The organism is Youngimonas ophiurae (nom. illeg.) (assembly GCF_049803795.1).
Lineage (GTDB): Bacteria > Pseudomonadota > Alphaproteobacteria > Rhodobacterales > Rhodobacteraceae > Thalassobius.
Genome location: NZ_JBNAGJ010000006.1, coordinates 1 through 24,587 on the forward strand (window position 1 = coordinate 1; position 24,587 = coordinate 24,587).

25 protein-coding genes are annotated in these 24,587 nt (G+C 59.3%); 16 read left to right on the forward strand and 9 right to left on the reverse strand.

The features are described 5' to 3' along the window. Positions 1 to 224 (reverse strand): FAD-dependent oxidoreductase (locus ACP15O_RS13470; RefSeq protein ID WP_425096804.1); only part of this gene is annotated, 224 nt, incomplete at its 3' end. Between the two features lie 144 nt (positions 225 to 368). Here ACP15O_RS13470 and ACP15O_RS13475 point away from each other — a divergent pair. The 4 genes from ACP15O_RS13475 to ACP15O_RS13490 are packed head-to-tail and all read left to right on the forward strand — an operon-like array spanning position 369 to position 4,376. Further along, positions 369 to 1,190 (forward strand): IclR family transcriptional regulator, encoded by an 822-nt coding sequence (locus ACP15O_RS13475; protein WP_425096633.1) that lies wholly within the window; start codon positions 369 to 371, stop codon positions 1,188 to 1,190. Beyond that, positions 1,187 to 2,947 (forward strand): FAD-dependent oxidoreductase, encoded by a 1,761-nt coding sequence (locus tag ACP15O_RS13480; protein ID WP_425096634.1) that lies wholly within the window; start codon positions 1,187 to 1,189, stop codon positions 2,945 to 2,947. The genes ACP15O_RS13475 and ACP15O_RS13480 overlap by 4 nt, the downstream gene beginning before the upstream one ends. After that, entirely contained in the window at positions 2,934 to 3,551 is a 618-nt protein-coding gene (locus ACP15O_RS13485; RefSeq protein ID WP_425096635.1) for an NIPSNAP family protein, read from the forward strand. The genes ACP15O_RS13480 and ACP15O_RS13485 overlap by 14 nt, the downstream gene beginning before the upstream one ends. A 3-nt stretch (positions 3,552 to 3,554) precedes the next feature. Further along, complete coding sequence (locus tag ACP15O_RS13490) at positions 3,555 to 4,376, forward strand: sugar phosphate isomerase/epimerase family protein (RefSeq protein ID WP_425096636.1); 822 nt, start codon at positions 3,555 to 3,557, stop codon at positions 4,374 to 4,376. Between the two features lie 72 nt (positions 4,377 to 4,448). Here ACP15O_RS13490 and ctlX read toward each other — a convergent pair whose 3' ends face one another. Together ctlX and ACP15O_RS13500 are read right to left on the reverse strand one after the other, a co-directional pair. Further along, positions 4,449 to 5,378: a citrulline utilization hydrolase CtlX gene (gene ctlX, locus ACP15O_RS13495; protein WP_425096637.1), complete on the reverse strand. Its 930-nt coding sequence runs from the start codon at positions 5,376 to 5,378 to the stop codon at positions 4,449 to 4,451. Next, positions 5,375 to 6,430 (reverse strand): ornithine cyclodeaminase, encoded by a 1,056-nt coding sequence (locus ACP15O_RS13500; RefSeq protein WP_481937780.1) that lies wholly within the window; start codon positions 6,428 to 6,430, stop codon positions 5,375 to 5,377. The genes ctlX and ACP15O_RS13500 overlap by 4 nt, the downstream gene beginning before the upstream one ends. A gap of 138 nt (positions 6,431 to 6,568) precedes the next feature. On the opposite strand from ACP15O_RS13500, the gene ACP15O_RS13505 reads away from it, so the two are divergent. Next, positions 6,569 to 7,012, forward strand: coding sequence for an Lrp/AsnC family transcriptional regulator (locus ACP15O_RS13505; RefSeq protein WP_425096639.1), 444 nt, complete (start codon positions 6,569 to 6,571; stop codon positions 7,010 to 7,012). 65 nt (positions 7,013 to 7,077) lie between these two features. On the opposite strand, the gene ACP15O_RS13510 is transcribed toward ACP15O_RS13505, so the two are convergent. Beyond that, positions 7,078 to 7,920 carry an AraC family transcriptional regulator gene (locus tag ACP15O_RS13510; RefSeq protein WP_425096640.1) on the reverse strand — a complete coding sequence of 281 codons (843 nt, stop codon included), beginning with the start codon at positions 7,918 to 7,920 and terminating at the stop codon, positions 7,078 to 7,080. A 181-nt stretch (positions 7,921 to 8,101) separates the two neighbouring features. Here ACP15O_RS13510 and ACP15O_RS13515 point away from each other — a divergent pair, with 181 nt between their 5' ends. From ACP15O_RS13515 to repC, 4 genes are all read left to right on the forward strand, one after another. After that, positions 8,102 to 9,007 carry an alpha/beta hydrolase gene (locus ACP15O_RS13515; RefSeq protein ID WP_425096641.1) on the forward strand — a complete coding sequence of 302 codons (906 nt, stop codon included), beginning with the start codon at positions 8,102 to 8,104 and terminating at the stop codon, positions 9,005 to 9,007. A gap of 189 nt (positions 9,008 to 9,196) precedes the next feature. Next, complete coding sequence (repA, locus tag ACP15O_RS13520; protein ID WP_425096642.1) at positions 9,197 to 10,381, forward strand: plasmid partitioning protein RepA; 1,185 nt, start codon at positions 9,197 to 9,199, stop codon at positions 10,379 to 10,381. After that, positions 10,381 to 11,352 (forward strand): plasmid partitioning protein RepB, encoded by a 972-nt coding sequence (repB, locus tag ACP15O_RS13525; protein ID WP_425096643.1) that lies wholly within the window; start codon positions 10,381 to 10,383, stop codon positions 11,350 to 11,352. The genes repA and repB overlap by 1 nt, the downstream gene beginning before the upstream one ends. A 219-nt stretch (positions 11,353 to 11,571) precedes the next feature. Beyond that, positions 11,572 to 12,885, forward strand: coding sequence for a plasmid replication protein RepC (gene repC, locus ACP15O_RS13530; RefSeq protein ID WP_425096644.1), 1,314 nt, complete (start codon positions 11,572 to 11,574; stop codon positions 12,883 to 12,885). Positions 12,886 to 12,897: 12 nt separating this feature from the next. Here repC and ACP15O_RS13535 read toward each other — a convergent pair whose 3' ends face one another. Next, the gene (locus tag ACP15O_RS13535) at positions 12,898 to 13,989 is read right to left on the reverse strand and encodes a tyrosine-type recombinase/integrase (protein WP_425096805.1); all 1,092 of its coding nucleotides are present in this window, start codon (positions 13,987 to 13,989) and stop codon (positions 12,898 to 12,900) included. 158 nt (positions 13,990 to 14,147) lie between these two features. On the opposite strand from ACP15O_RS13535, the gene ACP15O_RS13540 reads away from it, so the two are divergent. The 5 genes from ACP15O_RS13540 (at position 14,148) to ACP15O_RS13560 (ending at position 17,873) form a co-directional block, all read left to right on the forward strand. Beyond that, positions 14,148 to 15,032 (forward strand): DUF1403 family protein, encoded by an 885-nt coding sequence (locus ACP15O_RS13540; protein ID WP_425096645.1) that lies wholly within the window; start codon positions 14,148 to 14,150, stop codon positions 15,030 to 15,032. 2 nt (positions 15,033 to 15,034) lie between these two features. Next, the gene (gene scpB, locus ACP15O_RS13545) at positions 15,035 to 15,685 is read left to right on the forward strand and encodes an SMC-Scp complex subunit ScpB (RefSeq protein WP_425096646.1); all 651 of its coding nucleotides are present in this window, start codon (positions 15,035 to 15,037) and stop codon (positions 15,683 to 15,685) included. 53 nt (positions 15,686 to 15,738) lie between these two features. Continuing rightward, positions 15,739 to 15,996: a hypothetical protein gene (locus tag ACP15O_RS13550; RefSeq protein WP_425096647.1), complete on the forward strand. Its 258-nt coding sequence runs from the start codon at positions 15,739 to 15,741 to the stop codon at positions 15,994 to 15,996. Beyond that, the gene (locus ACP15O_RS13555; RefSeq protein ID WP_425096648.1) at positions 15,963 to 16,652 is read left to right on the forward strand and encodes a nucleotidyl transferase AbiEii/AbiGii toxin family protein; all 690 of its coding nucleotides are present in this window, start codon (positions 15,963 to 15,965) and stop codon (positions 16,650 to 16,652) included. Before ACP15O_RS13550 ends, ACP15O_RS13555 begins: the two co-directional genes overlap by 34 nt. A gap of 324 nt (positions 16,653 to 16,976) precedes the next feature. Then, entirely contained in the window at positions 16,977 to 17,873 is an 897-nt protein-coding gene (locus tag ACP15O_RS13560) for an ArdC family protein (protein ID WP_425096649.1), read from the forward strand. 241 nt (positions 17,874 to 18,114) lie between these two features. On the opposite strand, the gene ACP15O_RS13565 is transcribed toward ACP15O_RS13560, so the two are convergent. From ACP15O_RS13565 to ACP15O_RS13575, 3 genes are all read right to left on the reverse strand, one after another. Further along, complete coding sequence (locus ACP15O_RS13565) at positions 18,115 to 18,894, reverse strand: DMT family transporter (protein WP_425096650.1); 780 nt, start codon at positions 18,892 to 18,894, stop codon at positions 18,115 to 18,117. A gap of 217 nt (positions 18,895 to 19,111) precedes the next feature. Beyond that, positions 19,112 to 19,399, reverse strand: coding sequence for a DUF1330 domain-containing protein (locus ACP15O_RS13570; protein ID WP_425096651.1), 288 nt, complete (start codon positions 19,397 to 19,399; stop codon positions 19,112 to 19,114). A 31-nt stretch (positions 19,400 to 19,430) separates the two neighbouring features. Then, positions 19,431 to 20,537: an MFS transporter gene (locus tag ACP15O_RS13575; protein ID WP_425096806.1), complete on the reverse strand. Its 1,107-nt coding sequence runs from the start codon at positions 20,535 to 20,537 to the stop codon at positions 19,431 to 19,433. Here ACP15O_RS13575 and ACP15O_RS13580 point away from each other — a divergent pair. Together ACP15O_RS13580 and ACP15O_RS13585 are read left to right on the forward strand one after the other, a co-directional pair. After that, entirely contained in the window at positions 20,530 to 21,255 is a 726-nt protein-coding gene (locus ACP15O_RS13580; RefSeq protein ID WP_425096652.1) for a hypothetical protein, read from the forward strand. The two genes, ACP15O_RS13575 and ACP15O_RS13580, sit on opposite strands and share 8 nt — an antisense overlap. Positions 21,256 to 21,271: 16 nt before the next feature. Continuing rightward, on the forward strand, positions 21,272 to 23,185 hold the full coding sequence (locus ACP15O_RS13585; protein WP_425096653.1) for a type IV secretory system conjugative DNA transfer family protein: 1,914 nt from the start codon (positions 21,272 to 21,274) through the stop codon (positions 23,183 to 23,185). 217 nt (positions 23,186 to 23,402) lie between these two features. On the opposite strand, the gene ACP15O_RS13590 is transcribed toward ACP15O_RS13585, so the two are convergent. Next, positions 23,403 to 24,572, reverse strand: a complete 1,170-nt coding sequence (locus tag ACP15O_RS13590) for an ABC transporter substrate-binding protein (RefSeq protein ID WP_425096654.1) — start codon at positions 24,570 to 24,572, stop codon at positions 23,403 to 23,405. Between the last annotated feature and the right edge of the window lie 15 nt (positions 24,573 to 24,587).

A 24,587-nucleotide genomic window follows, 5' to 3' on the forward strand; every position in this document is an offset into this window, starting at 1 on the left:
ACGGCCGCGCGGGTGTCTTGTGTATTGACGGTCTTGCCAATCGCAGTTCCGGGGGCCCAGACCGTCCCGCCTGACAGCGCTGACGTGCCGCCGACATATGCGGTTCGCTCTACCAGCAAGACTTTCGCGCCGGACAGGGCTCCGAAGACGGCAGCCGACAGGCCGGCGGCACCAGCCCCCATGACGATTACGTCATAGTGCTCTGACACCTGTTCAAAAGCCACAACGCTCAAAGTGTCCTCCCACAGCATCGAATCACGTTGGCACCCAACTTTTCACAAAATGAAAAACTTTTCCAGTTTTTAAATCTCTTTCATTTTTTATCTGTTCACCCTATAGTTTCGACAAGACATTGAGGAGGGCACAGAATGAGCAGTGCATTGGAAAAAGGCTTGTCAGTTGTTTCGTACCTTTCGAAATTTCCCGAAGGGGCTCAGATTTCGGACATTGCGCGCAATCTGGATCTGCCGGTGTCTGGCGTTCACCGTTTGCTCAAAGAGCTGGAAAACCTTGGCTATGCACAGCAAACGCGTGACCACGGCGACTATCGGCTGACCCTGAAGCTGGCGACTGCGGGTCTGAGCTTTCTGGCGCGCACCGGCATTCCCGATCTGAGCCAGCCGATTCTTGATAAGCTTGCTGTTAAATCGGGCGAGCTTGTCCGGATGGCGCTGTCCGACGGGCAGCAGCTTGTCTGGGTCGGGGTGGCGCAGGGCGCGACTGCGGGCCTGCGATATGACCCCGGCGCCGAGCAAGGCCAGATTGTACATCTTGCTTCGGCTTCGGGCGGCCAGGCGTGGCTGGCTGCCATGACCGACAATGATGCCGTCGAGGCTGTTGTGAAACAGGGGCTGGAAAAGGCCGACGGGGCGGGTGTGTCTGCGCCGCAAACGATTACTGAGCTGCTCTCGGTGATCGGCGATGTGCGCCAGAAGGGCTATGCGATGAATGCCAACAGTTTCATGCTGGGCATGGCGGCGATTGCGGTCGTGATCCGGCACCCGGACACGGATGATCCGATCGGAACGGTTTCGATTGCGGGCCCCTCGGCGCGGGCAACGCCAGAGCGGCTGCTGGAGTGCCTGCCCGATCTACAGGAGGCGGCGCTGGAATTGTCCAGGGCCAGCCATGCCGGGCGCAGTTTCAATGCCTGGTACGCCGACCTTCACGAAGGACGGAAAGAAGCGTGACTCACCCAATCGAGCCGGATGCTGTTCCGCAGGACGGCGACAGCTATGACTTGATCGTGGTCGGCTCTGGCGCGGGCGGTCTGTCGGCGGCTGTCACTGCGGCATATCTGGGGTTGCGCGTTGCGGTTCTGGAAAAAGAGCCCGTGCTGGGCGGGACATCCGCATGGTCCGGTGGGTGGCTTTGGATCCCGCGTAACCCGCTGGCCACAGAGGCCGGAATCCAAGAGCCGCCGGACGCCCCGTTGCAATATCTCGAAAGCATCATGGGCAATCGGGCGAAAGACCCGCGAATAGACATGTTCCTTGAAACAGGGCCCGAGATGGTGCGCTTTTTCCGCGATGAAACCGCGCTGGACTGGATTGACGGGAACGCCGTGCCGGATTTTGTCGATCTTCCCGGTGCGGCTGGTGGCGGGCGATCTGTCTGTGCGGCCCCGTATGATGCTCGTGGGCTTGGCCGCTGGGTGACGAAGCTTCGGCCGCCTCTTGGTGTCATCTCTCTTGCGGGGATGGGGATCGCTTCGGGCGCTGATCTGCGCCACTTCTTTAATGCGACGCGCAAGGTGTCTTCGGGGCTGTATGTTCTGAAGCGCCTGGGCAAACATGTATGGGATCTGATCCGCTATCGGCGCGGGATGCAGCTGGTCAACGGTAATGCTCTTGTGGCCAGGCTGGTGCGCGCGGCGCTTGATCGCGATGTGGCCTTGTTTGCCGACAGCCCGGTGCGCCAGGTGACCGTTGAAAATGGCCGGGTGGCCGGGGTTGTCCTGCAAACGGGTACAAAGCTGAGGGCCAAGGCCGGTGTGGTTCTGGCAACCGGAGGGTTTCCTCATAATACAGCGCTACAAGAGAAGCTGTTCGGCACCGAAACCGGCAAGAGGCACCATTCGGCGGCCCCAGCGGGCAATACTGGCGACGGTCTGAAGATCGCAAAGGCCGCAGGGGCCGGGATTGAGACTGATCTCGCCGATGCTGCCGCATGGGCGCCGGTGTCCAGAGTCCCGCTCAGCAATGGTGCATTCGCGAATTTCCCGCATCTGATCGAGCGCGCAAAGCCGGGGATCATCGCCGTTACGGGGCGCGGAGAACGCTTTACCAACGAGGCAGACAGCTACCACGCCTTTATGCGCAATCTGTTTGATGCCGCGCCGGATGTTTCGGACATTCACTGCTGGCTGATCGCCGATCATAGGGCACAGCGGCGATGGGGGCTGGGGTGGTCACGTCCGTTTCCGTTCCCGCTTGGGTCCTATCGGCGCAAGGGCTATCTGAAATCCGCGCGCAGTCTTGCGGGGCTGGCGGCGCAATGCGGCTTGGATGCGGCCACTCTGGAAAAGACAGTCCGTCGCTTCAATACCCATGCCGCCAAAGGCGAAGATCCCGATTTCGGGCGTGGTGCGTCGCGCTACAACCAGGTGCAAGGCGATCCGGATCACAGGCCTAATCCGGCCCTTGGGTCTCTTGTATCGGCCCCGTTTCACGCGGTGAAGATCGTTCCGGGCAGTCTGGGCACCTTTGCTGGCCTTGCCGCAGATGAATATGCCCGTGTGCTGGACGCCGGGCGCGCGCCGATACCCGGACTCTTTGCTGCCGGGAACGATCTAAGCTCGATCTTTGCGGGGCATTACCCCAGCGGGGGGATCACGCTCGGTCCGGCTATGACCTTTGGCTACATCGCCGCACACACCGCTGCGGGACGCATGGGCCCTGACGAAACATCCCTGAACACGGAAGGAGGCTTTTATGCCACTGCTTGATATTACCACGCTTAACACTCAGCTTTTCGCAACCCCGGCAATCGTGCCGGCATTGCAGGCATGGCTGGACGCCCCCGAGGCCAAAGGCACGCTTTTGGGCGCTTGGGCGCCGGATGTCGGCACGCTGAACGATATTCTTTTGCTGCGCCAATACGACGATGCCGAGGAAATGATCGCCGAGCGCACCCGCACCCGTCTGTCGGACAATCCCTTCGGTTGCATGGAACATCTGCGCGGCTGGACCGCAGACAGCTATATCCCGCTGGAGTTCACCCTGCCCGTGACGCCCGGTGACTATGGTAAGGTCTATGAAATCCGCACATACCAGCCCAAGCTGAACGGCATGGTCCCTACGATTGAAAAATGGGCAGAGGCCCTGCCCTCTCGTCAGGAATATTCGCCCTGCTCTGTTGCGATGTACTCGTTGGACGGGCCAACCCGCTTTACCCAAATCTGGCCCTATGAGAGCGCAAACCACCGGGCCGAACTGCGTGCCCAGGCCGTGGCCGAAGGTGTCTGGCCGCCCAAGGGTGGCCCGGCCTGGCTTTCGGCTGACATGGTTTCCACCCTTGCCGTTCCGCTTCCCTTTTCGCCGCTGAAGTAACCGATGGGTTATCGCTATTCGCTTGCTTTTCTGACAGTATCCGAGCTTTCACCGCCTCAGGCGGTGGAGGCCGCAGCAGACGCAGGATTTGACTATGTTGGGTTGCGTCTGCTGCCTTCGGGTATGGATGGGCCCTACCCGCTTCTGACCGATGTCGCATTGCAACAAGAGACCCGCGCGGCAATGCGTGATACCGGCGTAACCCTGGCCGACATTGAGATCATAAAAATCACGCCCGAGTTCAATATCCAACATACGCGGCGGTTTCTGGAAACGGGCGCGGCGCTGGGGGCCAGGCACATTCTCACTGCGGGATATGATCCCGATACGAATCGCATGATCGACAATTATGCAGCGTTTTGCGGTTTGGCGCAGAGCTATGGCATGACGGCGGATCTTGAATTCATGCCATGGACCAGCGTGACGGATGTTGGCGTGGCCGGGGCAATCGTTGCTGCGGTGGGTCACCCGTCTGCCGGTGTTTTGGTGGATGCGTTGCATGTGCAGCGGTCCAACAGCCCCTTTTCCGCCATTGCGGCGTTGCAGCCCGGCTGGGTTCACTATGCGCAGCTTTGCGATGCGCCGGGCGTTTTTGACACCAGAGACGAAGCCTTGATCGCGACAGCGCGCGAAAACCGACAGATGCCGGGCGACGGGGATTTTGATTTCGGTGCGCTTCTGGATGCGCTGCCGGATGATATCGTGCTAAGCGTCGAGGTGCCTCAGTTGCACCGGGTCTCGAAGGTTCCGGCCGCGCGGCGTGCCGCCGAGGCTTTGACAAAGGCCAAGCGCGTTGTTGCCACCGGGCCGAAGGGAAAAACCTGAGGCGGGATGGCGTATCCGGGCCTTGTCTTTTGTCTGGTAGACAGGACATTCCCAGGGCGCTGTTTGCCAGGCTCAGCGTCTTTCCGTCAGATGGATGCCTGCGATGGTACAGCGTACTGAACCGCCGGCTTTTTCAAGCGTCGGAATATCCAGCGGCACCAGACGCATGTTCTGACCCAATGTGGCGCGCTGGTCTGCGGTCAGGGCGTCGAATGCGGTTTGCGACAGCGCCAGAAGACGGCCACCCCTGCCCTGAAGCTCGATCGCATTCCCGGCAAAAGCGGCGATCTGCGCTTCGCTCAGCTGGACAATAAAACGCCCGCTTTCCGCAAGCCGTTCCAGAACCTCGTGGCGCCGGGCGGTATCGGTGATCATGTCTGCTCCGATCAGCACGAATTCCGTCCCGATACACATCAGAACATTGGTGTGATAGATCGGCACCCCGCGCGTGTCTGCCGCCGGAAATACCATCGGTTCGAAATTGAAATGGGTGCAGAAACGCTCTAGGGCGATGGGGTTCGTCCGATCCGAGGCCACCGCATAAGCGACACGGTTGATATGATCCAGCACCATTGCCCCGGTGCCTTCAAGAAACAGCCCGTCCGGTTCAAGCCCGGAATAGTCGATGACATCCTGCACCCGATACCGGGCCTTGAGCATCTCGATAATATCGGCGCGGCGTTCCAGTCGGCGGCTTGGGGCTTTCATCGGGTAGATGGCCACATGCCCGCCGATATGAGTCGAGAACCAATTGTTCGGAAACACGCAATCGGGGGTGGCGGGGTCCCTGCCCTCAAAGACATGCACCCGGACGCCGTGGCTTTTGAGCGCGGCCACCGCTTTGCTATGTTCCGCATAGGCCTGGCGCGACAATGCGGCACTGTCCGCGGCGTTTTCGTTCGACTGAAACGCATTGTCATGGGCCGTTTCCGTGTTCACCGTGAAATGATGCGGCCGCACCATGACCACGGCCGCCGGCGCCTGAGCCGAGGCGCGGGTCATGCGGCACCGCCGTTGGCGCGCTGTACCATCCCGAAAAGATCGCGGGGATCGTCCGGGTCTGCCAGAAGATCAAGCTGTTCATACAGGTCGGTGTCCGCAATCTGATCACGGATATAGCGCAGGGCCGAGAAATCCTCGGTTGCAAATCCCACGCCGTCGAACAGGGTGATCTGACGCGCGTCACGGCGGCCCGGCGTGGCCCCGGTGATCACCTGCCACATCTCGGTTACCGGGAAATCCTCGGGCATCTGCTGAATCTCGCCTTCGATGCGGGTTTGCGGCGGGTATTCGACAAAGACATCGGCGCGATTCAGGATGTCTTTGTGCAATTCGGTCTTGCCGGGGCAATCGCCGCCAATGGCGTTGATATGCACCCCCGCGCCGACCATGTTGTCGCTTAGGATCGTGGCATATTGCTTGTCTGCGGTGCAGGTGGTGATGATTTGCGCGCCCTCAATGGCCTCTTGCGCGGATTTGCAGGCGGTCAGCTCAAAGCCCTGATCGCTCAGGTTGCGCATCGCCTTGTCTGTGGCGCGGGGGTCAATGTCATATAGCCGCAGCTTGGTGATCCCGCACAAGGCCTTCATCGCCAGAGCCTGAAACTCCGATTGCGCGCCATTGCCGATCATCGCCATGGTGTCAGCGTCCCTGGGGGCAAGATATTTCGCCACCAGAGCCGAAGTCGCTGCCGTGCGCAATGCGGTCAGCACCGTCATTTCGGTCAACAGTACCGGATACCCATTTCCCACATCGGCCAGCAGGCCGAACGCGGTGACAGTCTGGCGCCCTTCGCGCGTGTTTTTGGGGTGACCGTTGACATATTTGAAACCATAGGACACGCCGTCCGATGTGGGCATCAGCTCAATCACGCCGTCCTTGGAATGCGCGGCAACCCGTGGCGTTTTGTCAAAGCTTTCCCAGCGTTTGAAATCGTCTTCGATATAGGCGGCCAGCCCGCTCAGCATCTCGGGCAGGCCGATACGATGCACCAGACGCATCATGTTCTCAACACTGACAAAGGGGACAAAAGCAAGATCAGAAGGCGGAATCACAGACATTTCAAAGTCCTTTTCTGGGGGTCAGGGATGACTATCGGACAGAGCAATTTGTATAGAAAATAGTGAACTTGTACTATTTTTAACCTCTGACTATACAATTTGATCTATACCTTTGTGCATATTGAGAGACCCATGGCCGAACCTGGTGGAAAACACATTTTTGACGATCTGGATCGCGAATTGATCGCGCTGCTGCGCAAGGACGGCCGCGCGCCGGTGTCGAAGCTGGCCGAGATCATGGGGGTCGCGCGCGGGACTGTGCAGACGCGGCTGGATCGGCTGCTGGCGTCGGGGGCGTTGCTGGGGTTCACAGCGCGGGTCCGGAAGGATTATGACGAAACGGCGGTGCGGGCGATCATGATGATCGAAGTCGAGGGGCGCACGACGTCCCATGTGATTTCGCGGCTGCGCGGCTTGCCCGAACTTCAGGTCTTGCATACGACAAGCGGCAAATGGGACTTGGTGGCGGAAATTATCGTCGAAAACCTGAACGAGTTCGACCGTCTGCTACGTGAAGTGCGGCTGGTCGATGGCGTGCGCAACAGTGAAACAAGCATCCTGTTGTCCTCAATCTGAGCCAGGCCCCCTGCCCTATTCCCCGAATGCGGATTCTCCGTGGGTTAATTGAAACCAGCCGAGGATCAGAGACGCTCGCCCAGCAGCCGGTAACACCAAAACGCTTCGTCTGTCTGGATCGCTTTGTTCAACCGCGCCGGAGAGAACCCGGTTGCCCGCCGAACAGCCCGCCCCATGTGCGACTGGTCGGAATATCCTGCCTCAAGGGCGATTTCAGCCAGCGTGCTTTCGGGGTGCCGCTGGACCGTGTGGTGCAGGTTTTCGAAAGCCGCATAGAAGTTGAGAGCCCGCTGATTTTGGCCGCTCGTCTGCTTCAGGCGGCGCTCGATGCTCCGCAGGCTGCGCCCTGCCCCGCTCAGTGCGGCGCGCGTCGTCGCGGCCTGAGCCCAATCGGCGATACCGCCCAGTTTTCGCCAGCCCGCAGGCCGGGCGTCACGCCAGATTTGCTCGAATGCCGCACACAGGGTTTCCCATCCTTGCCTGGGCTCGGGCGCGGTGCCGAAACGTGCTAGCGCGGTTTCGATCCATCCGGGCACCGCCTGAAAATCCGGGTCTCCTCCGATGCGCAGCCAGGCGTCGTGGTAAATCCCGATCGTAATTGCGGTAACCTCTTGGGGGGACCAGCTGGATACAGGGGCGTCGGACGGCCCCATTGCAAAACACCGCGGGAATGCTGTGCCCATGGTCATGCCTGGCGGGCGCTTTACGGCTGAGATGTCCCGCAATGCCCCATGAATCACATAGCTGACCGAGACCAGAGGAGACGCCGGAAAGTGGTTGATCCGGTCTGCATCTGACAGAGGCACGCCGCGCGTGTCGCGGTAGATCCCGGCGAACAGACACGCCGCCAGAGCGTCCGGCGGCAGCAGAAGTTTCGAGATCGGAAGCGGCACAGGGGTCTCAGACATGTCGCACTCGTTCTATATCCTTCCCCCCTGCCCCGGCAATGAAAGAAGACCCCGACAACAGAGGTGATCCATGGCAAAGCTCGTTTTCTCCGGTCCGGTCCGATACCGCCTGCGCAGTCTCTTGGCGTTGCAGCGCGTCACACTGCAAACGGTTTTCAGGCGGCTGACAGGACGTCCGATCATGCCAGATTGGGACATCGGTTTTGAGATCGGCGTGAGGTTCTGGCGTCACCAGTTCACAGCGGCGATGACTGCTCTGCGGCTGGAAGACGGGCGCAAGATATTTGACAGTCTTCAGACCGAAACCGATGACCTCTACGATGTCCTCATTCAGGAAATTTCTGAGCCGAAAGGCACCTGGTATCTGCCGCGTCATCGACGGGGGGATACGACGGTTCTGCATTTCCACGGTGGCGGTTATGCGTTTTACGGGGGGATTAGCCGCAGGCATGTGGCGATGCTCGCGCATCGTCTGGGGGTTCCGGTTTTTGCGCCTGATTACCGGCTGACCCCCGAGCACCCCCACCCCGCTCAGGCCGAAGATGCCCTGACGGCGTGGCACCATGTTTTATCTCGGGTGCCCGCCGAACAGATCGTCGTGACCGGAGACAGCGCCGGCGGGCATATGGCGCTGATGCTGCTTCAGTCGCTCAAAGCGCAAGCAGAGGCGCAGCCCGCATTATGCGTTGGGCTTTGCCCCTGGACCGACATCGCAGATCGCGGCGATAGCCTGCACAGCAATGATCGTTACGATCTGGTCCAGGGGTGGATGGCGCTGAAATTCGGAGAGTGGCTCGATCCGGGGGGTGTTTATGGGCGCGCGCAGCTGTCCCCGATCAGTCACGATTTCTCAGGGCTTGCGCCGATCTATATTCAACTGGGGGGACGGGAAGTCTTGCGGGATATGATCCTAGAATTCGTTGAGGTTCAGAAAACGATGGGCGCGGCGATTGCCTGTGATCTGTGGCCGGATATGCCGCATAATTTCCACGCCTACGACAGTTTGAAACAGTCCTCGACCGAGGCGCTTGCGAAGCTTGCAGATGTTGTTGAACGCCGCCGCTTGCCCGGTGATACTGGGGATTAAGTCGGCCCCGGCCCCTGTGTCGGGTCGTTTACAGCTGTAAACATGACAATCAGGAGCATGGTGCATATAGTCTCTACTTGCGTTAACAGACACTATATCGTGGAAAAATCTTGACTTAGCGCCGTGAATCACGGCTCTTATCCCCAAGTGGCGCGAAAAAGGCCACATTTTCGAATTTGGGGCAACTAGATGATTCCTGTGACACCACTTGCAAATGAGAAGCCCTCGGCTCTTGCGACTGATATTTCCGAGCGGTTGAACGCTGCCATCCGCGAGCACCTTCTGTCTGCATTTGCCCCCGATAGCACGAAAACGCTCCGTCCTTTTTCCGCGCCCGAGGCGGCCGACCTGCTGGGCGTTTCCGGCCAGTTCATGCGCAAGCTGCACGCTGAAGGGACAATCCCCGAGCCCGCAGATGTCCGGGGTGGGCGGCGTTTCTACACTGCGCAGGAGCTCTGGAACGCGCGTGAAATCCTTGAAAAATCATCGCGCAAGAAAGGACGTTATCTGCCGCGCCGGACTGGCGATGAAAAGTTGCAAGTCTGGCAGCTGATGAACTTCAAGGGGGGCTCTAGCAAGAGCACCACAAGCATCCATCTTGCGCATTATTTCGCGTTGCGCGGCTACCGCGTGCTGGTCGTTGATCTGGATCCGCAGGGCTCGCTGACTTCGATGTGCGGCATCAGCCCTGAGATCGAATTTGACGGGCTGACGGTCTATGATGCGATCCGCTACGACGATCCCGTCAACATGGCGGATGTCGTGGTTCCCACCTATTTTCCGGGGCTTTCGATCGCGCCTTCGCGGCTGATGCTGTCCGAGTTCGAAACCGAGTCGGCCGTGCATTCAAATCCGGACCAGCCATTCTTCACGCGGATTCGCAACGCTCTGGCCCAGGTCGAGGACGATTTTGACCTGGTGCTTATGGATAGCCCTCCGCAGCTTGGTTTTCTGACCATCGCGGGGATGGCGGCGGCAAGCTCGCTGATCGTTCCGCTGACGCCCTCGATGCTGGATGTTTCCTCGACCGCGCAGTTTCTGGAACTGGCCGGTGCCTATATGGGCGTGATCGAGGAAGCCGGCGCGACGCTGCAATACGATCACTTCAAATTTCTGATCACCCGCGATGAGCCTACGGATGTGCCCTCGCAGCAGCTGACCTCGTTCATGCGCGCGCTTTTTCAGGATCGGGTCATGTCTGCGACGGCTTTGAAAAGCACGGCGATCAGTGACGCGACGATGCTTAAACAGTCAATCTATGAGGTGGTCCGCGCCGAGATGACACGCGCGACCTATGATCGTGCAAAGGGCGCGATGGACGCTGTCGGGCACGAGGTCGAGACGATGGTTCATCAATCGTGGGGACGTGAATAATGGCCAGAAAATCCCTTCGCGATATGTCAGGTATCGCCAGCACAATCGCGCGTTCTGGCAATTCGGCGACTGAAAGAAACCCCAAGACAAGCGCCCCCGCGTTGGGCGCGTTGCAGGGCTCTTTGGCGTCGATCCGAGAGCTGGACCCCAACTTGATCGACGACTGGGGCCCCAAGGACCGGCTGGATGAGTTTACAGCTGTAAACCCCGAGGATGACAGCGAGGGGTTCGAGGCGCTTAAGAACAGTATCCGCGAGGGCGGCCAGCAAGTCCCGATCCTTGTGCGCCGGTCCAAATCCGCGGATGGCCGGTTTGAGGCGATTTACGGGCGTCGCAGGCTGAAGGCCTGTCGCGAGCTTGGCATTAAAGTACGCGCAAATGTGCAGGATGTCGATGACGCCACGGCGCTGTTGGCCAAGGGGCTGGAGAACGCAGCGCGGCGCAATCTGTCCTTCTATGAAAAGGCTCGCTTTGCCGAGGCAATCCGGGCTGCGGGCCACGAAAGCGCGACGGTACGGCAGGTTCTGAACCTGTCTGCCTCGGGGCATTCTCATCTGACAAAGGTGACACAGAATGTGCCGTCCAGCGTTGGCGATCGGATCGGGGCCGCGCCCAGGTCCGGCCGCCCCAGGTGGACCGATCTGGCCGCGCTGTTCGCAGATCGGAAGCTCACCGAGAAATCCGCGCTGGACCTGCTGTCCAAGATCAGCGGCTCATTGACATCGGATGAACGTCTGGAGGCCCTGATCAAAGAGGCCTCTAAGCGTGGAACGAAAATGCCCAATAGCGCCCAAGAGATCACGCCGATGGAGGGCGTTGTCATCAAAGCGGGGCGCGGTAGCCTGTCTTTGTCCGTCAAGAAATCCGGCGTGAATGCCGATTTCGCGCACTGGCTCGAAGGCAATCTGGCCGAAATCATCAAGAAATCCTACGCCGAGTTTACAGATGTAAATTCGGGGGATGACAACTGAGGACGAGCAGAAAGGAGGAAAGGTAAACAAAGAAACCCCCGAAACCGAAGCTTCGAGGGCTGCTGCGCAAAGCGCAATTCTTAGATTAGACACCTAGAATCTAGCAGCCAGCGAATCGCCACACAAGAGAAAACGCTCCTGAGCGAACGGGATTTCTTTGTCTGCTGACATAAAATGGAAAAACATGATGGCGCTCCGCATGGGGCAACTGAGGCAGACATGGCTCAGAACGGGTATGCTATGTCTAATTTTAATTATTCCGCAGGTTGGCGGAAGGCGACGGCGGGGCTCGCTGTTGCCGAACGATATGCGCAGGATGGTGAGCGCGCAGCTATCCCCAAGCCGCGGGCCTTTGTGGCGGTAAAGCGGGTGGGGGCATACATTGGCCTCAAGGCCGGGGATATGCTGCTCCTCGATACGCTTGGGGCGTTTACGCAGGCGCAGGACTGGGAGCAGGGGCAGCGCCCGATCGTCTGGGCATCGAACGCCTATCTGATGGAGCAGACGGGGTTTTCGCTCTCGGCGCTGAAACGCCACGCCCGACGCTTGGCCGAGATCGGCGTGATCTCCTTCCAGGACAGCCCGAACGGCAAGCGGTGGGGCCGCAGGGACGCCGAGGGGCGCATCGTCGAGGCCTATGGCTTTGATCTGTCGCCGCTGTCCGCACGCGCCGAGGAGTTCGAGGAACTGCACGCCGAATTGCAGGCTGAACGCGAGCTCTGCCAGCGCCTGAAGCGTCAGATCACCGTGGCACGCCGCATGATCCGCGCGCGGATCGAGGCCGCCGTCAGCAGCGCGTTGCGGGGTCCCTGGACGCAGTTCACGAGCCTTTTCGAGGAGCTTCTGGACCGGCTGCCGCGCCGCCACGAGGCATCCGAACAGCTTGCCCTGCTGCTGGGCTGGTTCAGGGAACTTCAGGAACGTGTCAAAGCTGCCTATCTCAAAGCGACCGAGATCATAGAGCCTGTGGAAAACACTGCTGAATCTATTGAACAATCCAGTGAGAAGACTCAAGAAATGAACCCCACGGAGGTCATTTTTGACCCTCATATACTAATTACAAACCAACTTAATCCTGTAACTCGTAATTCCTCAGAAAATGAGGAAATCGCGGCCGTGGTGCCCAATGTTCAGCCCGAAGATCAAGTTGATAGGGATCTGGAAGAGTGGGTTGCCGAGGTGCGCAAGAAGCGCGCGGCACTGGATTTGCCGACTGTGATGCAAGCCTGTCCAGAATTCGCATCCTGGGCCCGCAACATGGGCGGGTTCCTGAAGGATTGGGGCGATCTTCATCGGGTTGCCGGTCAACTCAGGCCGATGATCGGAGTGTCTGAACACGCCTGGAACGTGGCGCAGGACCGGCTGGGCAAACAGGTGGCAACAGCAGCGCTGGCGCTTGTCTTTGAGAAACATTGCGCGGGCGAAGTGTCCTCGCCGGGCGGCTATCTGCGCGGCATGGTCGAGAAGGCCGGGGCAGGGGAGCTGCATCTCGAGCGCAGCTTCTACGGCAGGCTCAGCGGGCAGGCAGCGTGATGGAGCAGGGGGTCAGAGCCCGGCGGCCTTGGTCAGGTTCACGCGGAACCGGTCGCGTCGGCGCTGGTAGCGGCGGGTCATCTCGGCCGAGGTGTGCCCCAGCTGCTTCTGGACATAGCGTTCGTCAACCTCAGCCGAACTGGCAAGACCCGCGCGCAGGCTGTGACCGGAAAACAGCGCCAGGCGCTCTTTCTCGGGCAGGTCAGCGCGAATGCCAGCGTCCAGGACGGTGCGCTTGATCAGCCGCGCGACATGCCTGTCATTCAGCCGCTTATCGGACGCGCGTTTGCCATCGCGCGAGGTTCCGACAAAGACAGGGCCGAAGTCGATCTTGGCGAAATGCAGCCATTGTTCCAGTGCATGAACGGGACAAGTCTGATCCTTGGAGCCGCGACCGATCTCAACCTCGCGCCAGCCGGTTTTGGCATTGAGCGTCAGGAGGGCCCCGTTTTCGAAAAACTCGATCCAGCCGCCGGCGTCCGGCGTGTCATCCTTGCCCACGTCCAGGCAGACAATCTCGGACCGGCGCAGACCGCCAGCATACCCCAACAGCAGGATCGCCCGATCCCGCAGCCCGCGCAGATCAAAGGGCAGGGTGGCGACCATCGCAAGGATGTCTTCGGCAAGGATCGCTTCCTTCTGCATTGGTGGCTGGGCATGTTTCCGCTTGATCCCGGCCAGCACCGTCGCGATGTGCCGGTTCTTGCGATCGAGGGTGAAGCCACGCTGCGCATAGTTCCATGCCAGACCGGACAGGCGACGGTCTATGGTGCTGACCGATAGAGCAGGGGAGGGGCCTGATGCCAGGTCGGCGAGATAAAGCCCGATCATCTCGGGTGACGGTGGCCCTGGCTCGGCACCCTTCATCCGGCACCAGCGGGTAAAATGCGCCCAATCCTTCGCATAAGCCTTCAGTGTGTTGTCCGAGGCCGCAGCACGCGCATAGTCGCGGGCGGTGTCGACCAGTTGATCGAGCGTGCCGGAGCCAGCCACGTGGGTGGGCAGGGCGATACTGTCGCTTTCCTCTCGATCTCTCTCGTCGACGCGAGCATCATCCAGCTCACCAGAGGGGGCTGACATCGATTTCTCGGTCTCTGAGGGCATCTTTCCAGTGAATCCGGCGATGAAATTGAACTGCCCCCGCAGCATATCTCTTTATGTCCGATAATGCAAACTTATTGGACATAAATAGGAGCCATAGGGTGGGGCGGTTTCTACACTATATTGTGGCAGAAAGCGCCGCCATGAGATAGTCTTGTGGCATGACATACGCCCGGCATGATCACATAGACGACCCTGACACCCTATCTCGGATGCCCTCTTGGGTCACCTCGACGCGCGCGGAAACCCTTGAAGATGTGGCCTTTTTGTCAGGTGCGGCGCTCAGCCACCTGCATCTTGTGTTGAACCTGGAAGAGGTCCCCCAGAGCTTGTTGCGTGAGAGGTTGGCGCTATGTGCGGCGGAGGCCTGCGTTGCCCATTCAGGGCGGCCAGAAAGGGTAGGGGATCTGCGGGATGCAGTTCATTTGCTGCGCCCCGGCGATTTGCCGGGACCCGCAGGGGAAACCTACCTGTCCTGGCGGCGGGCCGTGGAGCGGCCGACCTCGGTTAAGGCGCTGCATCGCGCCTTGCCTACTATCGAGGCTGGGCAGATTGCCGAATGGCTGGATGCCGGGCAGGGCGCTCCGGTGACCCGCGCCGCGATGGTGTTGGAAACCGTGTTGGCCGACGTACCGCGACAGGATGTGGCAGCATTGGTTCTGGCGGATGCCGCGCTGGCACAGGCGCTGGGTTGGAACCATGTTCTGCCGCTCCTGGCGCCCGGTCTCAAGCGGACCGACTTGAGGAAGGGTGGCACAGAGCTAGGAATGGCCTGTCATCGTGCTATGACCAATTCGGCAATCGAGGTCGTACGGCTGGCCGCGGAACTGGCGCGCCGGACAGCGCATTTGAAAGAGGTCGCGCCACGGCTCCGGGCCAAGGGTGCCGGGGACGCCGTTGATATGTTCCTGGCTCGCGATGCCGTGGCCCCTTCGGCCTTGCCCTTGCCGGATCGCGCCGCGCGGCGGCTTTGCGACCGGCTGGTTGATCTCGGCGCGGTCCATGAACTGACCGGCCGCGACACGTTCCGGCTCTACGGGGTGTAGAGATGGCCAGGGACCACGCCGAACCCGATCTGGACAGAGAGCTCGAGGAATTGCCCACCGAGTTGCGCTGGCGCGAATGGATGCGCCGGGTCGAGGCGGTTCTGTTCGCCTCTGCGTCACCAGTACCGCGCGAAGACCTCGCCCGCGTGGTGGGGCAGGGGACCTCGGTTGAGTTGTTGATCGAGGATCTTGCGTCAGATCTGGGCGGGCGGGCCTTTGAGATTGCCGAGGTGTCCGGCGGATGGATGTTCCGAACGCGGGCCGTTTATGCCCCGGCGATCCGCGCCGCCGCAGATGTGGGCGAGCAGGTGCTGGACTTGAACGAGTTCGATGTCGCCGTGCTGGCTGCGATAGCCTATCACCAGCCGATCACGCGCTATGGGTTGAAGGACATCTTCGGTAGGGAGATCAGCCGTGACCTGATTGGGCGCCTGCATGCGCGCGGGTTGATCGGCACCGGGCCGCGCGCGCCCAGACGTGGGGCGCCCTATACCTTCGTGACGACAGAGCAATTCCTGGTGGCCTTCGGGTTGGAAAGCCTCGCTGATCTTCCGGATCGAGAACAGTTGGAAGATGCAGGGGTAGCTGGAGACCAATCGCCGCCTTTAGTGCCGGGCGACAAAGAAACCAAATCTCAAACGGTTACCTTGTAGTGTGCGTCCGGGAATCTTGCTATTTTGAGCGAGATCGCTATATTTGGATCGCTATGACCCAAGAGATGCAAACAGCTTTGCTCACGACCGTGAACGCACCGTACCAGACTTATCTGGACGGCGGCGCGTTGGCGGCTGCGCTGAATACGGGTGATATTGCGAAAGGCCAGGTGAACTCGTTCTTCACGGAAACGACCGTGGCGGAACAATTGGCCTTTGCAGAGCTACATGGCGTTCTAGAAGACACCTTGACCGCGACCGCGACGGCATTCGCCACATGGTCCGGTCAGAAGCTTCCCCTTCTCGCGTGACGCCGTTTCCATCCCGTTGGGAAGATCTCCTCAAAGAAGCCTACAATATCATCGACGCCGTAAATCGCGATGGTGACATTCTGGGCGGTTGGACCTTCGGTGGTGGCACGGCGATGATGTTGCAAATCGACCATCGTGAAAGCCACGACGTCGATCTGTTCCTCGATGATCCACAGTTGTTGCCCTACGTCGAAGCGACTGTCGCTGAGATGCAATTCCAAATCGGGACCCCCACTTACAACGGCGACGGACGCGGGCACCTCAAGATCGCTTTCGAAGAAATCGGTGAAATCGACTTCATCGTCACAGGGCATGTGACGACCGACTACGCTGTGGAGTGCTCAATACTCGGTCGAGATGTGCTTTTGGAAACCATTCCGGAAATCATCGCGAAGAAGATCCGGTTTCGAGGCACGCGCATCCAACCCCGTGACGTGTTCGACATCGCCGCAGCCATTGAATCCGGCTATTGGTCGGAGATCGAAGCTGTTCTGGCTGACAACACGGATGCAGTGGCCATCGCTTCGGAACGCCTTGCGGACTTGTCGCCGAACTATGTCGAGACAGTCATTGGGCAACTTATGATCCGACCTGCGTTCCGAGACCTGGTGCCACGCGCGTTGCCAATTGTAAGAGAGCTCTTCGACAACCGCTAAGTTGAAGAGCACGCCAAGCTCAAATTTGCTGAACAGTGAATATGGCCTATTTCGCGAACCTAGCTTGAACCGCAAGATGGGTGATCCCGAGCGAGTGCACATTTCTCATTGTGGCGGTGTGGATGATTTTAGCTTCCCACCATCAACCTCCATGTCCCATCCCCGTGCGAGCAATGGGATCGCGGGTCTGGCAGACGCCGCCGCCCGCGCAATGGTCTGCCCGCTCTATTCGCTGACGCTCCCGTGTTGACCATGTCCGGGCGGCTTATTGCGTCCGCCATTTCCTCCCGCGTCCCGCACGGGGACGAGACAATGGAGGATCACATGGCAAAGCCCGACATCTACACCCGCATCACCGAGAAGATCATCGCCGATCTCGAAGCTGGCACCCGACCCTGGCACAAGCCCTGGAATGCCGAGCACCTCGCCGGTCGCATCACCCGGCCCTTACGCCACAACGGCATTGCCTATCGCGGTCTCAACATCGTCCTGCTCTGGGCCGCTTCCGTTGCCCATGGCCACGCTGCACCCACCTGGATGACGTATCGCCAGGCTCTCGAGCTCGGCGGGCAGGTCCGCAAAGGCTCCAAGGGCCAACTCGTCATCTACGCCGACAAGATGCGCAAAACCGAAACCGATGATGCAGGTCAAGACCACGAGGTCGAGATCCCCTTCATGAAGGGCTACACGGTTTTCAACGTCGATCAGATCGAGGGATTACCCGAGCAGTACTACGCAGTGGCCGAGCAAATGCCAGAGGTAGTTGAGCGCGATGCCACCGCCGAAGCGTTCTTTGTGGCCACCAAGGCCAATATTCGCCATGGCGGTAACCAAGCCTTCTATGCGGTCGATGCTGATTACGTGCAGATGCCGCCCTTCGAGACCTTTGAATCCCAAGAGGCGTATTTTGCAACCCTTGGCCACGAAATTTGTCACTGGACTCGCCACCCGAAGCGCCTTGATCGCTGTTTCGGAAGAAAGAAGTGGGGCGACGAAGGTTATGCCCAGGAAGAGCTCGTAGCCGAACTTGGGGCTGCGTTTCTGGCAGCTGATTTGGGCCTGTCGCTGGAACCGCGTGAAGAGCATGCCGCCTATATCGCGCATTGGCTCGAAGGTCTTCGCAACGACAAGCGGTTCATTTTCCAAGCAGCCGCCCATGCGCAGCGGGCTGTCGACTACCTTCATGAGCTTCAACCTAAAACCGTTGAGACCGCCGCTTAGGCGGCCTCAACTCGGGCTGGTTCGCGATGTGCGGTACTGGAATTGCGGACCTTCACCGCGCCGTGCGTGAACTGGTAAACTGTGGACAAACCCGACTTTTGCTCGCGCAGCTATTGCTCACGCAGAAAGCCCTCGCATGTGCGACAAGCATTTTGCCGCGATGCAGCCTATTGCGCCGAAGCGGTCGTTGAACCACGTCACAGATCGCCGAACCCAATCCGACCTTTCGCTGCCCTTTATATTAGGTAATGCCGTTCTGATCGCGCGGTTCGGCCCAACCTAAGGTCACTCCGAGGCCTGCTATTCCAATGATAGCCGCTCCAGCGATCTGCATTGGACTTATTATTTCATCGAATACCAAAAACCCGAATCCAACCGCAGCAAGCGGGTTCAAAAACGCGCAAATGCCAATCGTCGCGATGCTCAGCTTAGGATAGGACGCATAAATCATAATGTAGATGCCGCCTGTGTGTATGACCCCAAGGCCAATGAGCCACAGCATCGAGTTCTCGGGCGCAGTATCAATAGCTGAAATTCTTAACAATGGAGCGAATACAATCATCCCGCAAAGGCAATGTATGATAGTGAGATGAGCAGGCCGTACAGATTTCAGAGCGCGAGAGGAGAGTGTCGAACCAGCGTAAAGCATGGATGCAAGCACCGCGAACGAGATGCCTTTGAACCAATCGGTATCACCTACGATGTCCCCAATGCGGGGCCAGATCACGGCGATGAGGCCGCCAAATGCCAACAGAAGCCACACTCCCTTAGCTTTGGAAATCTTTTCGTTCAGAAACACAGCGGCGAACACGACGATCCAAAATGTCTGAAAGTGATAGATGATTGTCGCAAAACCGATGGAGATCAGACGATAGGCCTCAAAAAGTGCTGCCCAGTTGGCCACCAGGAACAAGCCACTAAGCGCGATCAATGGGTAAAGACGCTTCTCAATCTGACCAAAGCCATTCAATTGGGAAGTCAGCAAGCACCAGAACAACAAGGAGGCAGCCCCCAAAAACACCTGAAGAAGACAACATTGAATGTTGGCTGACCCGACAGAACCGAAAAAACACCCGAAGACCCGAGTACGATCACTGCAAATGCCAGCGTGAAACCGCTCTTCAGATCAACGGTTTGAAATGTCGGGGTGAATGTGTTGTTCATTCCTTGGGAAATCTAATGTATTTGTTTTGCCCGTAAGCCACGCATTACTGATCTGCCAAAAATAAGTAACATACCTATTCTCTATAAAAGTGGATCGTCATTGTGCAGGCGGCATCCCGCAAAGGAACTATAGCTTGATACTCAGGTGATCCATAAAAAGCTTGAGCGGCTTCCATGCTGGGATATCGGAACACAGCAGCGATGTGCGGAGTTTTTTCACTTCCCTGCATTGTCCGTTCAAATTCGCCTCGAACAACGACCTCAACATTATGCTGTGTCATAAGGGCAGCGGCGGCAGAAACGTATTCACGGAATTTCTGTGTATCTTTGATCTCAGCATATGAAAAATTCAGTACAGGCATCGGTGGTTCTCCACTCGGTTTGTGTTGACGATTATCTGGTTTCGAAAGCGGGTTTGGATGGTTCAAATGGATAACTCCATTTGATGACGATGAGCGCTGTGACAGTGACTTGTATCACTGCAAAAAACAGCATCGCAGATAGAAGACCGAGCAGATCCGCAAGCGCGCCGCTGGCGATTACGGGAAGAGAGAAGCCGAAGTAGGCGTAGACAAATAGCCCGGCTGTTGCGCGCGCCCGGTCATCCGGCGCACGCAAGGAGACCTCCGCCAAAGAGGCGAGATAGGTGAAACCGTAGCTCGCTGCGCTGGTGATGCAGGTGCCGACAAGAACAAATGCAAGCACCTTCATCCAGACACCGGCAAGAAGAACGAGAAAGCCAAGCGGGATCAGAAAGAAACCGAGAGCGAGAGCACGCCCATTGGTCATGCGTCTTGCAATCGGCTGGCACAGGAAACCCACGAAGATTGCCAAAAAGATGACCAGACCGGTCCACCCCCCGAGATTGTTCTCTGCCAGTTCCAGTGGAACGACAGCGATGGTCATGCCGGTTGTGGACCATGCCAGTGCCATTGCCGCTCCAAAGACCCATGTTCCATCGGGGAACACCGGAAGGCGCAATAGTGAGACCGGCCTTGGCTTGTCGATGCGGGGCAGTGTCAGGGCAATTATCGCAAGGATAGGAGCAGCCGCGAACAGGGCAATGTAGCTGGCTGGTAAGAGCGTATGACCTTGCAGGCCGAGACTGATACCGGTTGCTAGTGCGCCGCCGCCAAAACCTAGAGATGTAGCCGAAGTCACAATTAAGGCCGCATTCTTCGCGCGGTCAGCGCCCAGGATTTCCGTCATGTAGGCGGTTCCGGCTGTTGTGGCCAGGCCGGTGCCGATCCCGAGCATGAAACGTGCGATCACTAGGCTGATCCAGCTTGGGGCTTGTACAAGTAGTGCCGTCGCCAAGGAGCCAAGGATCAGAGCCAAAGCAATCGGAATCCGCCGTCCAATCCGATCTGAAAGCCCGCCGAGCAATAGCAGCGTCGGCATCAGACCCCCGACATATGCCGCAAACGCTATAGTTACGGCCGTCGCGCCCACATTACTTTCCGACGCGTATCCGCCGGGGGCGGGCAGCGAGGTGCTGATCGCAGCATTTCAATCCGGCAATGACGAGGGGTTGCGCGACGTGCTCGAGCGCGCCGAGGAGGCAGGCATGGACAGCGAAGAGCTGGTGGCCCGGATTGCAGCCGGCGGGACCCGGAACTACGGAATGGCGCAGGATTGGGTCGAGCGGGACATGAACGCTGTGCTGGCCAAAGACGGTCTGAGCGTGGAGACGGCCAATGACGACCAGCTCGACGCCGCGCTGGAAAAGGTCGACGGGGTGATGGACGCGCTGATGGAACGCGCCAAGGAACTGGGCGTCGAGATCGGTCGGACCCTCGCTGACGAAGAACAGGAGATCCTGCCCCTCATCGATGAGGATGACCGGACGCCCAATCCCTACCTGCAGGACCTCGCCGACATGCTGCGGGACGGCAAGCTCACCGAAGAACAGGAAGAGACGGTCGAGCGGACCCTGCAATCCGAGCTCTTCAAGGAGTTGGGCGCAGAGGGCTTGGCCGAACTCCGTCGCGGCAACTACGAGGTGCTGGACGCGGCCCTGCCGAGCAAGCTCGACCAGATCACCGTCACGCAGGAGTTCCTGGAGATGACCTTCGAGGAGACCGGCGACCAGGTCTTCACCGACCGCGCCGCCGGGCTGCAGCAGGACAAGGCGACCGAAGTGGCGCGGCTGCGCGGCCAGCAGGAGGCGCAGGAACTCGGCCGTGATCGCGGTCTCGACGACGAGATGGAATTCTAAAGAGGAGATGACCACCATGACCAAGACACTTCCCCTCTGGGCCGCGCTTCTCTTCGGTGTGATCTGCGGCGCCGTCATCGGCACTATCGTCGCCGCCTTCTACCTGACCCTGGCTCTGAAAACCGGCTTTGGCAGCTTCGACATGCTGGCGCTCTGGAAGGCGAGTACGGCTACACGCGCAGCGCACCCCGAGGCCTTCAAAGTGGGTTTCGGCGCCGTCTGCTTCGGGGCGATCGGTCTCGGCGCCCTCGCGCTCGCCTGGACCTGGAAGAAGGAGCAGGACGATTACGGTTCCGCGCACTGGCAGACCAAGGCGGAGCTGAAGAAGAACGACATGCTGCAGGCACCCGGCAAGGGTTTCGTCTGTGGCAAGCTTGGCGCGCCAAACTCTAGGCCCGAGTTCATTTCCTCGACCACCATCCCGCATGTGATGATGGTGGCCCCAACCCGCGCCGGTAAGGGTGTGGGTTTCGTGATCCCGAACCTTCTGAGTTTCGCGGGCTCGGTCGTGGTGCTCGATGTGAAAGGCGAGAACTTCGAGAAGACTGCCCGGCTACGGGCGCTGAATGGTGACGAGGTCTATCGCTTCAGCCCGTTTGATTGGGCCAATGCCACGCATCGTTACAACCCGCTGGCCCGGATCGCCAAGGCCCCGAGCTTTGCGCAGCGCTTCACCGAGGTCTCGATCCTCGCCGACCTCTTCCTCGACAAGGACAACAAGACGCTCGATACCTTTTCGGAGGCGGGCAAGTCGATCTTTGTCGCGGCGTGCCTGCTGGCGATCCAGCGCGGCACCCCAAACCTTGGCGAGGTGAACAAGATCGTCGCGGGCGGCGAATACAAGAACGCCCAGTACAAGACCTATGCGGACGAGGCTGAGGAAGACATCCTGCGCGAACTCTGGACCAATGCGGCTTCAGCCTCGTCGCGGCTTCTGACCTCGAACATCCAGGCGCTGATGACCGCCGGCCTCAAGCAATGGGACAACCCGGCGGTGCGCTCGGCCACCGAGGCGAGCGACTTTGATTTCTCGACATTCCGGAAGATCCCGCAGTCGCTCTACATCGCCGTCTCAGAGGATCACATCGCGACGTTGGCGCCGCTCCTGCGCCTGATGTTCGCCGATCTCATCGCGTCAATCCGCCTGAACGAACCGGGCCCGGATGAGCCCTGGCTGGTCATGATGATGATCGACGAATTCCAGCAGATGGGAGCCATGCCCTACCTCGAACGCGCGATTCATTCGCTGGCGAGCTATGGCGGCCGCGTCGCGATGATCGCGCAGTCGCTGGCCTCGCTTGATCGCATCTATGGACCCGAAGGCCGCGAGAGCCTCGAGAACGGGGCAGGGCTGAAGCTCTACATCACGCCACGTGATCAGCGGACGGTGAAAGAAGTTTCCGCCGCGGTCGGCAGCACGACCCGCGAGGCGGTCACCCGGATGTATGGCCGCAACAAGGGCTTCCTCGGGGCGACTTCGACCTCGGCGCGGCTCGAAGAGCGGCCGCTCCTCTCCGAGACCGAGGCGCGCCTAATGGATCCCGACGAGGTGATCATCCTCGCCTCGCCGCAGCATCCGATCAAGGCGAGCCGGATCAAGTATTACGACGATCCCTTCTTCAAGGTGATGCTCGCCCGCCAGGAGGGCAAACCCTTCCCCTATCCGCCAAGCGTGCAGGGTGTGGGTCCTTGGGGCGGCGACAGTGAAGACGAGGTCGGCGCTGATGAGGCAGTTAAACCAGCCGAATGCGCGCCTGTGCGGGATCGTTCGCAGCGGCGTGAAGCGCGCGCGATGCGCGTGATTGCGATGGAGGCGGGGCGCGGGCAACCTGAACCAGAGACGCTTGAGCGGGAAGTGGACGTGCCGAAGGAATGGGAGGCGGCGCTCTACGGCCAAGAGGATTTCATCGAGGAGTTGTTGGGAGGGTGAAGTTGGCGGAGGCCCGGATTGTTAGAGCGGACCTTTGCGATCAGCGCGGAGAAGTTCGGTCGGAGCCCTTAAACACCTTAATGTCGTGATTGTTAAGTTCTATCAGCCAGTCGCGATTTGAAACAAAATCGAAATCGTTATCCAATTTTGGTCGCATGACGCCCCTCGCATCAAACGAGAGGCGCCATTGTTCCGACGCTGGGCTAGAATAGTCAGGTCATTTCAGCAGAACATCCATCGGTACCGCTTCGCTGATTGTCCACTGGTCCACCGCAGCGGGTGTGCCATTCGAGATTTCGATGATCTGCATCTCTGCCGAATTCTGATGGTGCAGTTCGCCAGAGAAGCTACGCGGACCAAAAGCGGTCGGTTCGTTCTTCATCTTTTCCAGAGCGGCAGTCACGGCAGCCCCTTCCAGTGTGCCTGCACGCTCCACGGCTTTTGCCCACAAATCGATCAGGATATAGCCGGGATAGGCATATTGGCTGGCCGGGCGGGATCCGGTTGCAGCCTCGTAAGAGGTGTTGAAAGCTTCAACCTCGGCCCGCGGATCATCGCCATAGATCGACCCCTGTACCGGCACCACAAAACCCGACAGATTGGGCACCGCATCAAGCCAATAGGAACCATCCACCGCCGATCCGTTCAGGATCAACGAATTGATCCCTGCGGCACGGATTTGACGTACAGCAGCGGCGGCGCCCGGAATGTACGAGCACAGCATGATCACATCAGGCTCTTCCGGCAGGGCCTTGATACGGCTGATCTGGCTGGCGATCGAGGCATCGTTGTTTTTGAACGTGTCGCGCCCGGTGATCTCGCCGCCTGCCTTGGGGAACATCCAGTCAAAGCCGGTGCAGATGCCCTTGTTGTATTCAATCGTGGTGTCGAGCAGCACGTAACCCGTTTTTGCGTCGCGCCGGTCCGTCGACCATTCTGCCATGGTGGCCCCCTGTACAGCTGCCAGAACCGAGCCCGAGAAGCTGTTCGGGCCGACGCCCTGAATGCCCGCTTTCACGTCTTCGGCGCATAGGAAGAACGAGTTCTTGCCGTCAGCTTCGGCAGCCAGCGCGGCGGGCGCCCCGAAGTCGTAGTCGCAGCTGACAACCATCATATCGGCGCCTGCATCCAGAACCTGCAATCCGGCTTTGGCCGATTGTGCGCGATCTGTCTTGGTATCGACCTCTATCCATTTGACTTGCTGACCAAGCAGCCCGCCGTTTGCATTGATTTCATCAATGCGGATCTTGGCGGCAGTGGCAGCGGGGGTGTCATAGGCCTCCATCCAGCCGGATTGAGCGATGGCGAAGCCGACCGTGATGTCGTCGGCGGTGGCTGGCACCGCAAGCGTCAGGGTCAAAGCCGAAGCAATGAGTGTGTGTTTCATGAGATGGTCTCCTCT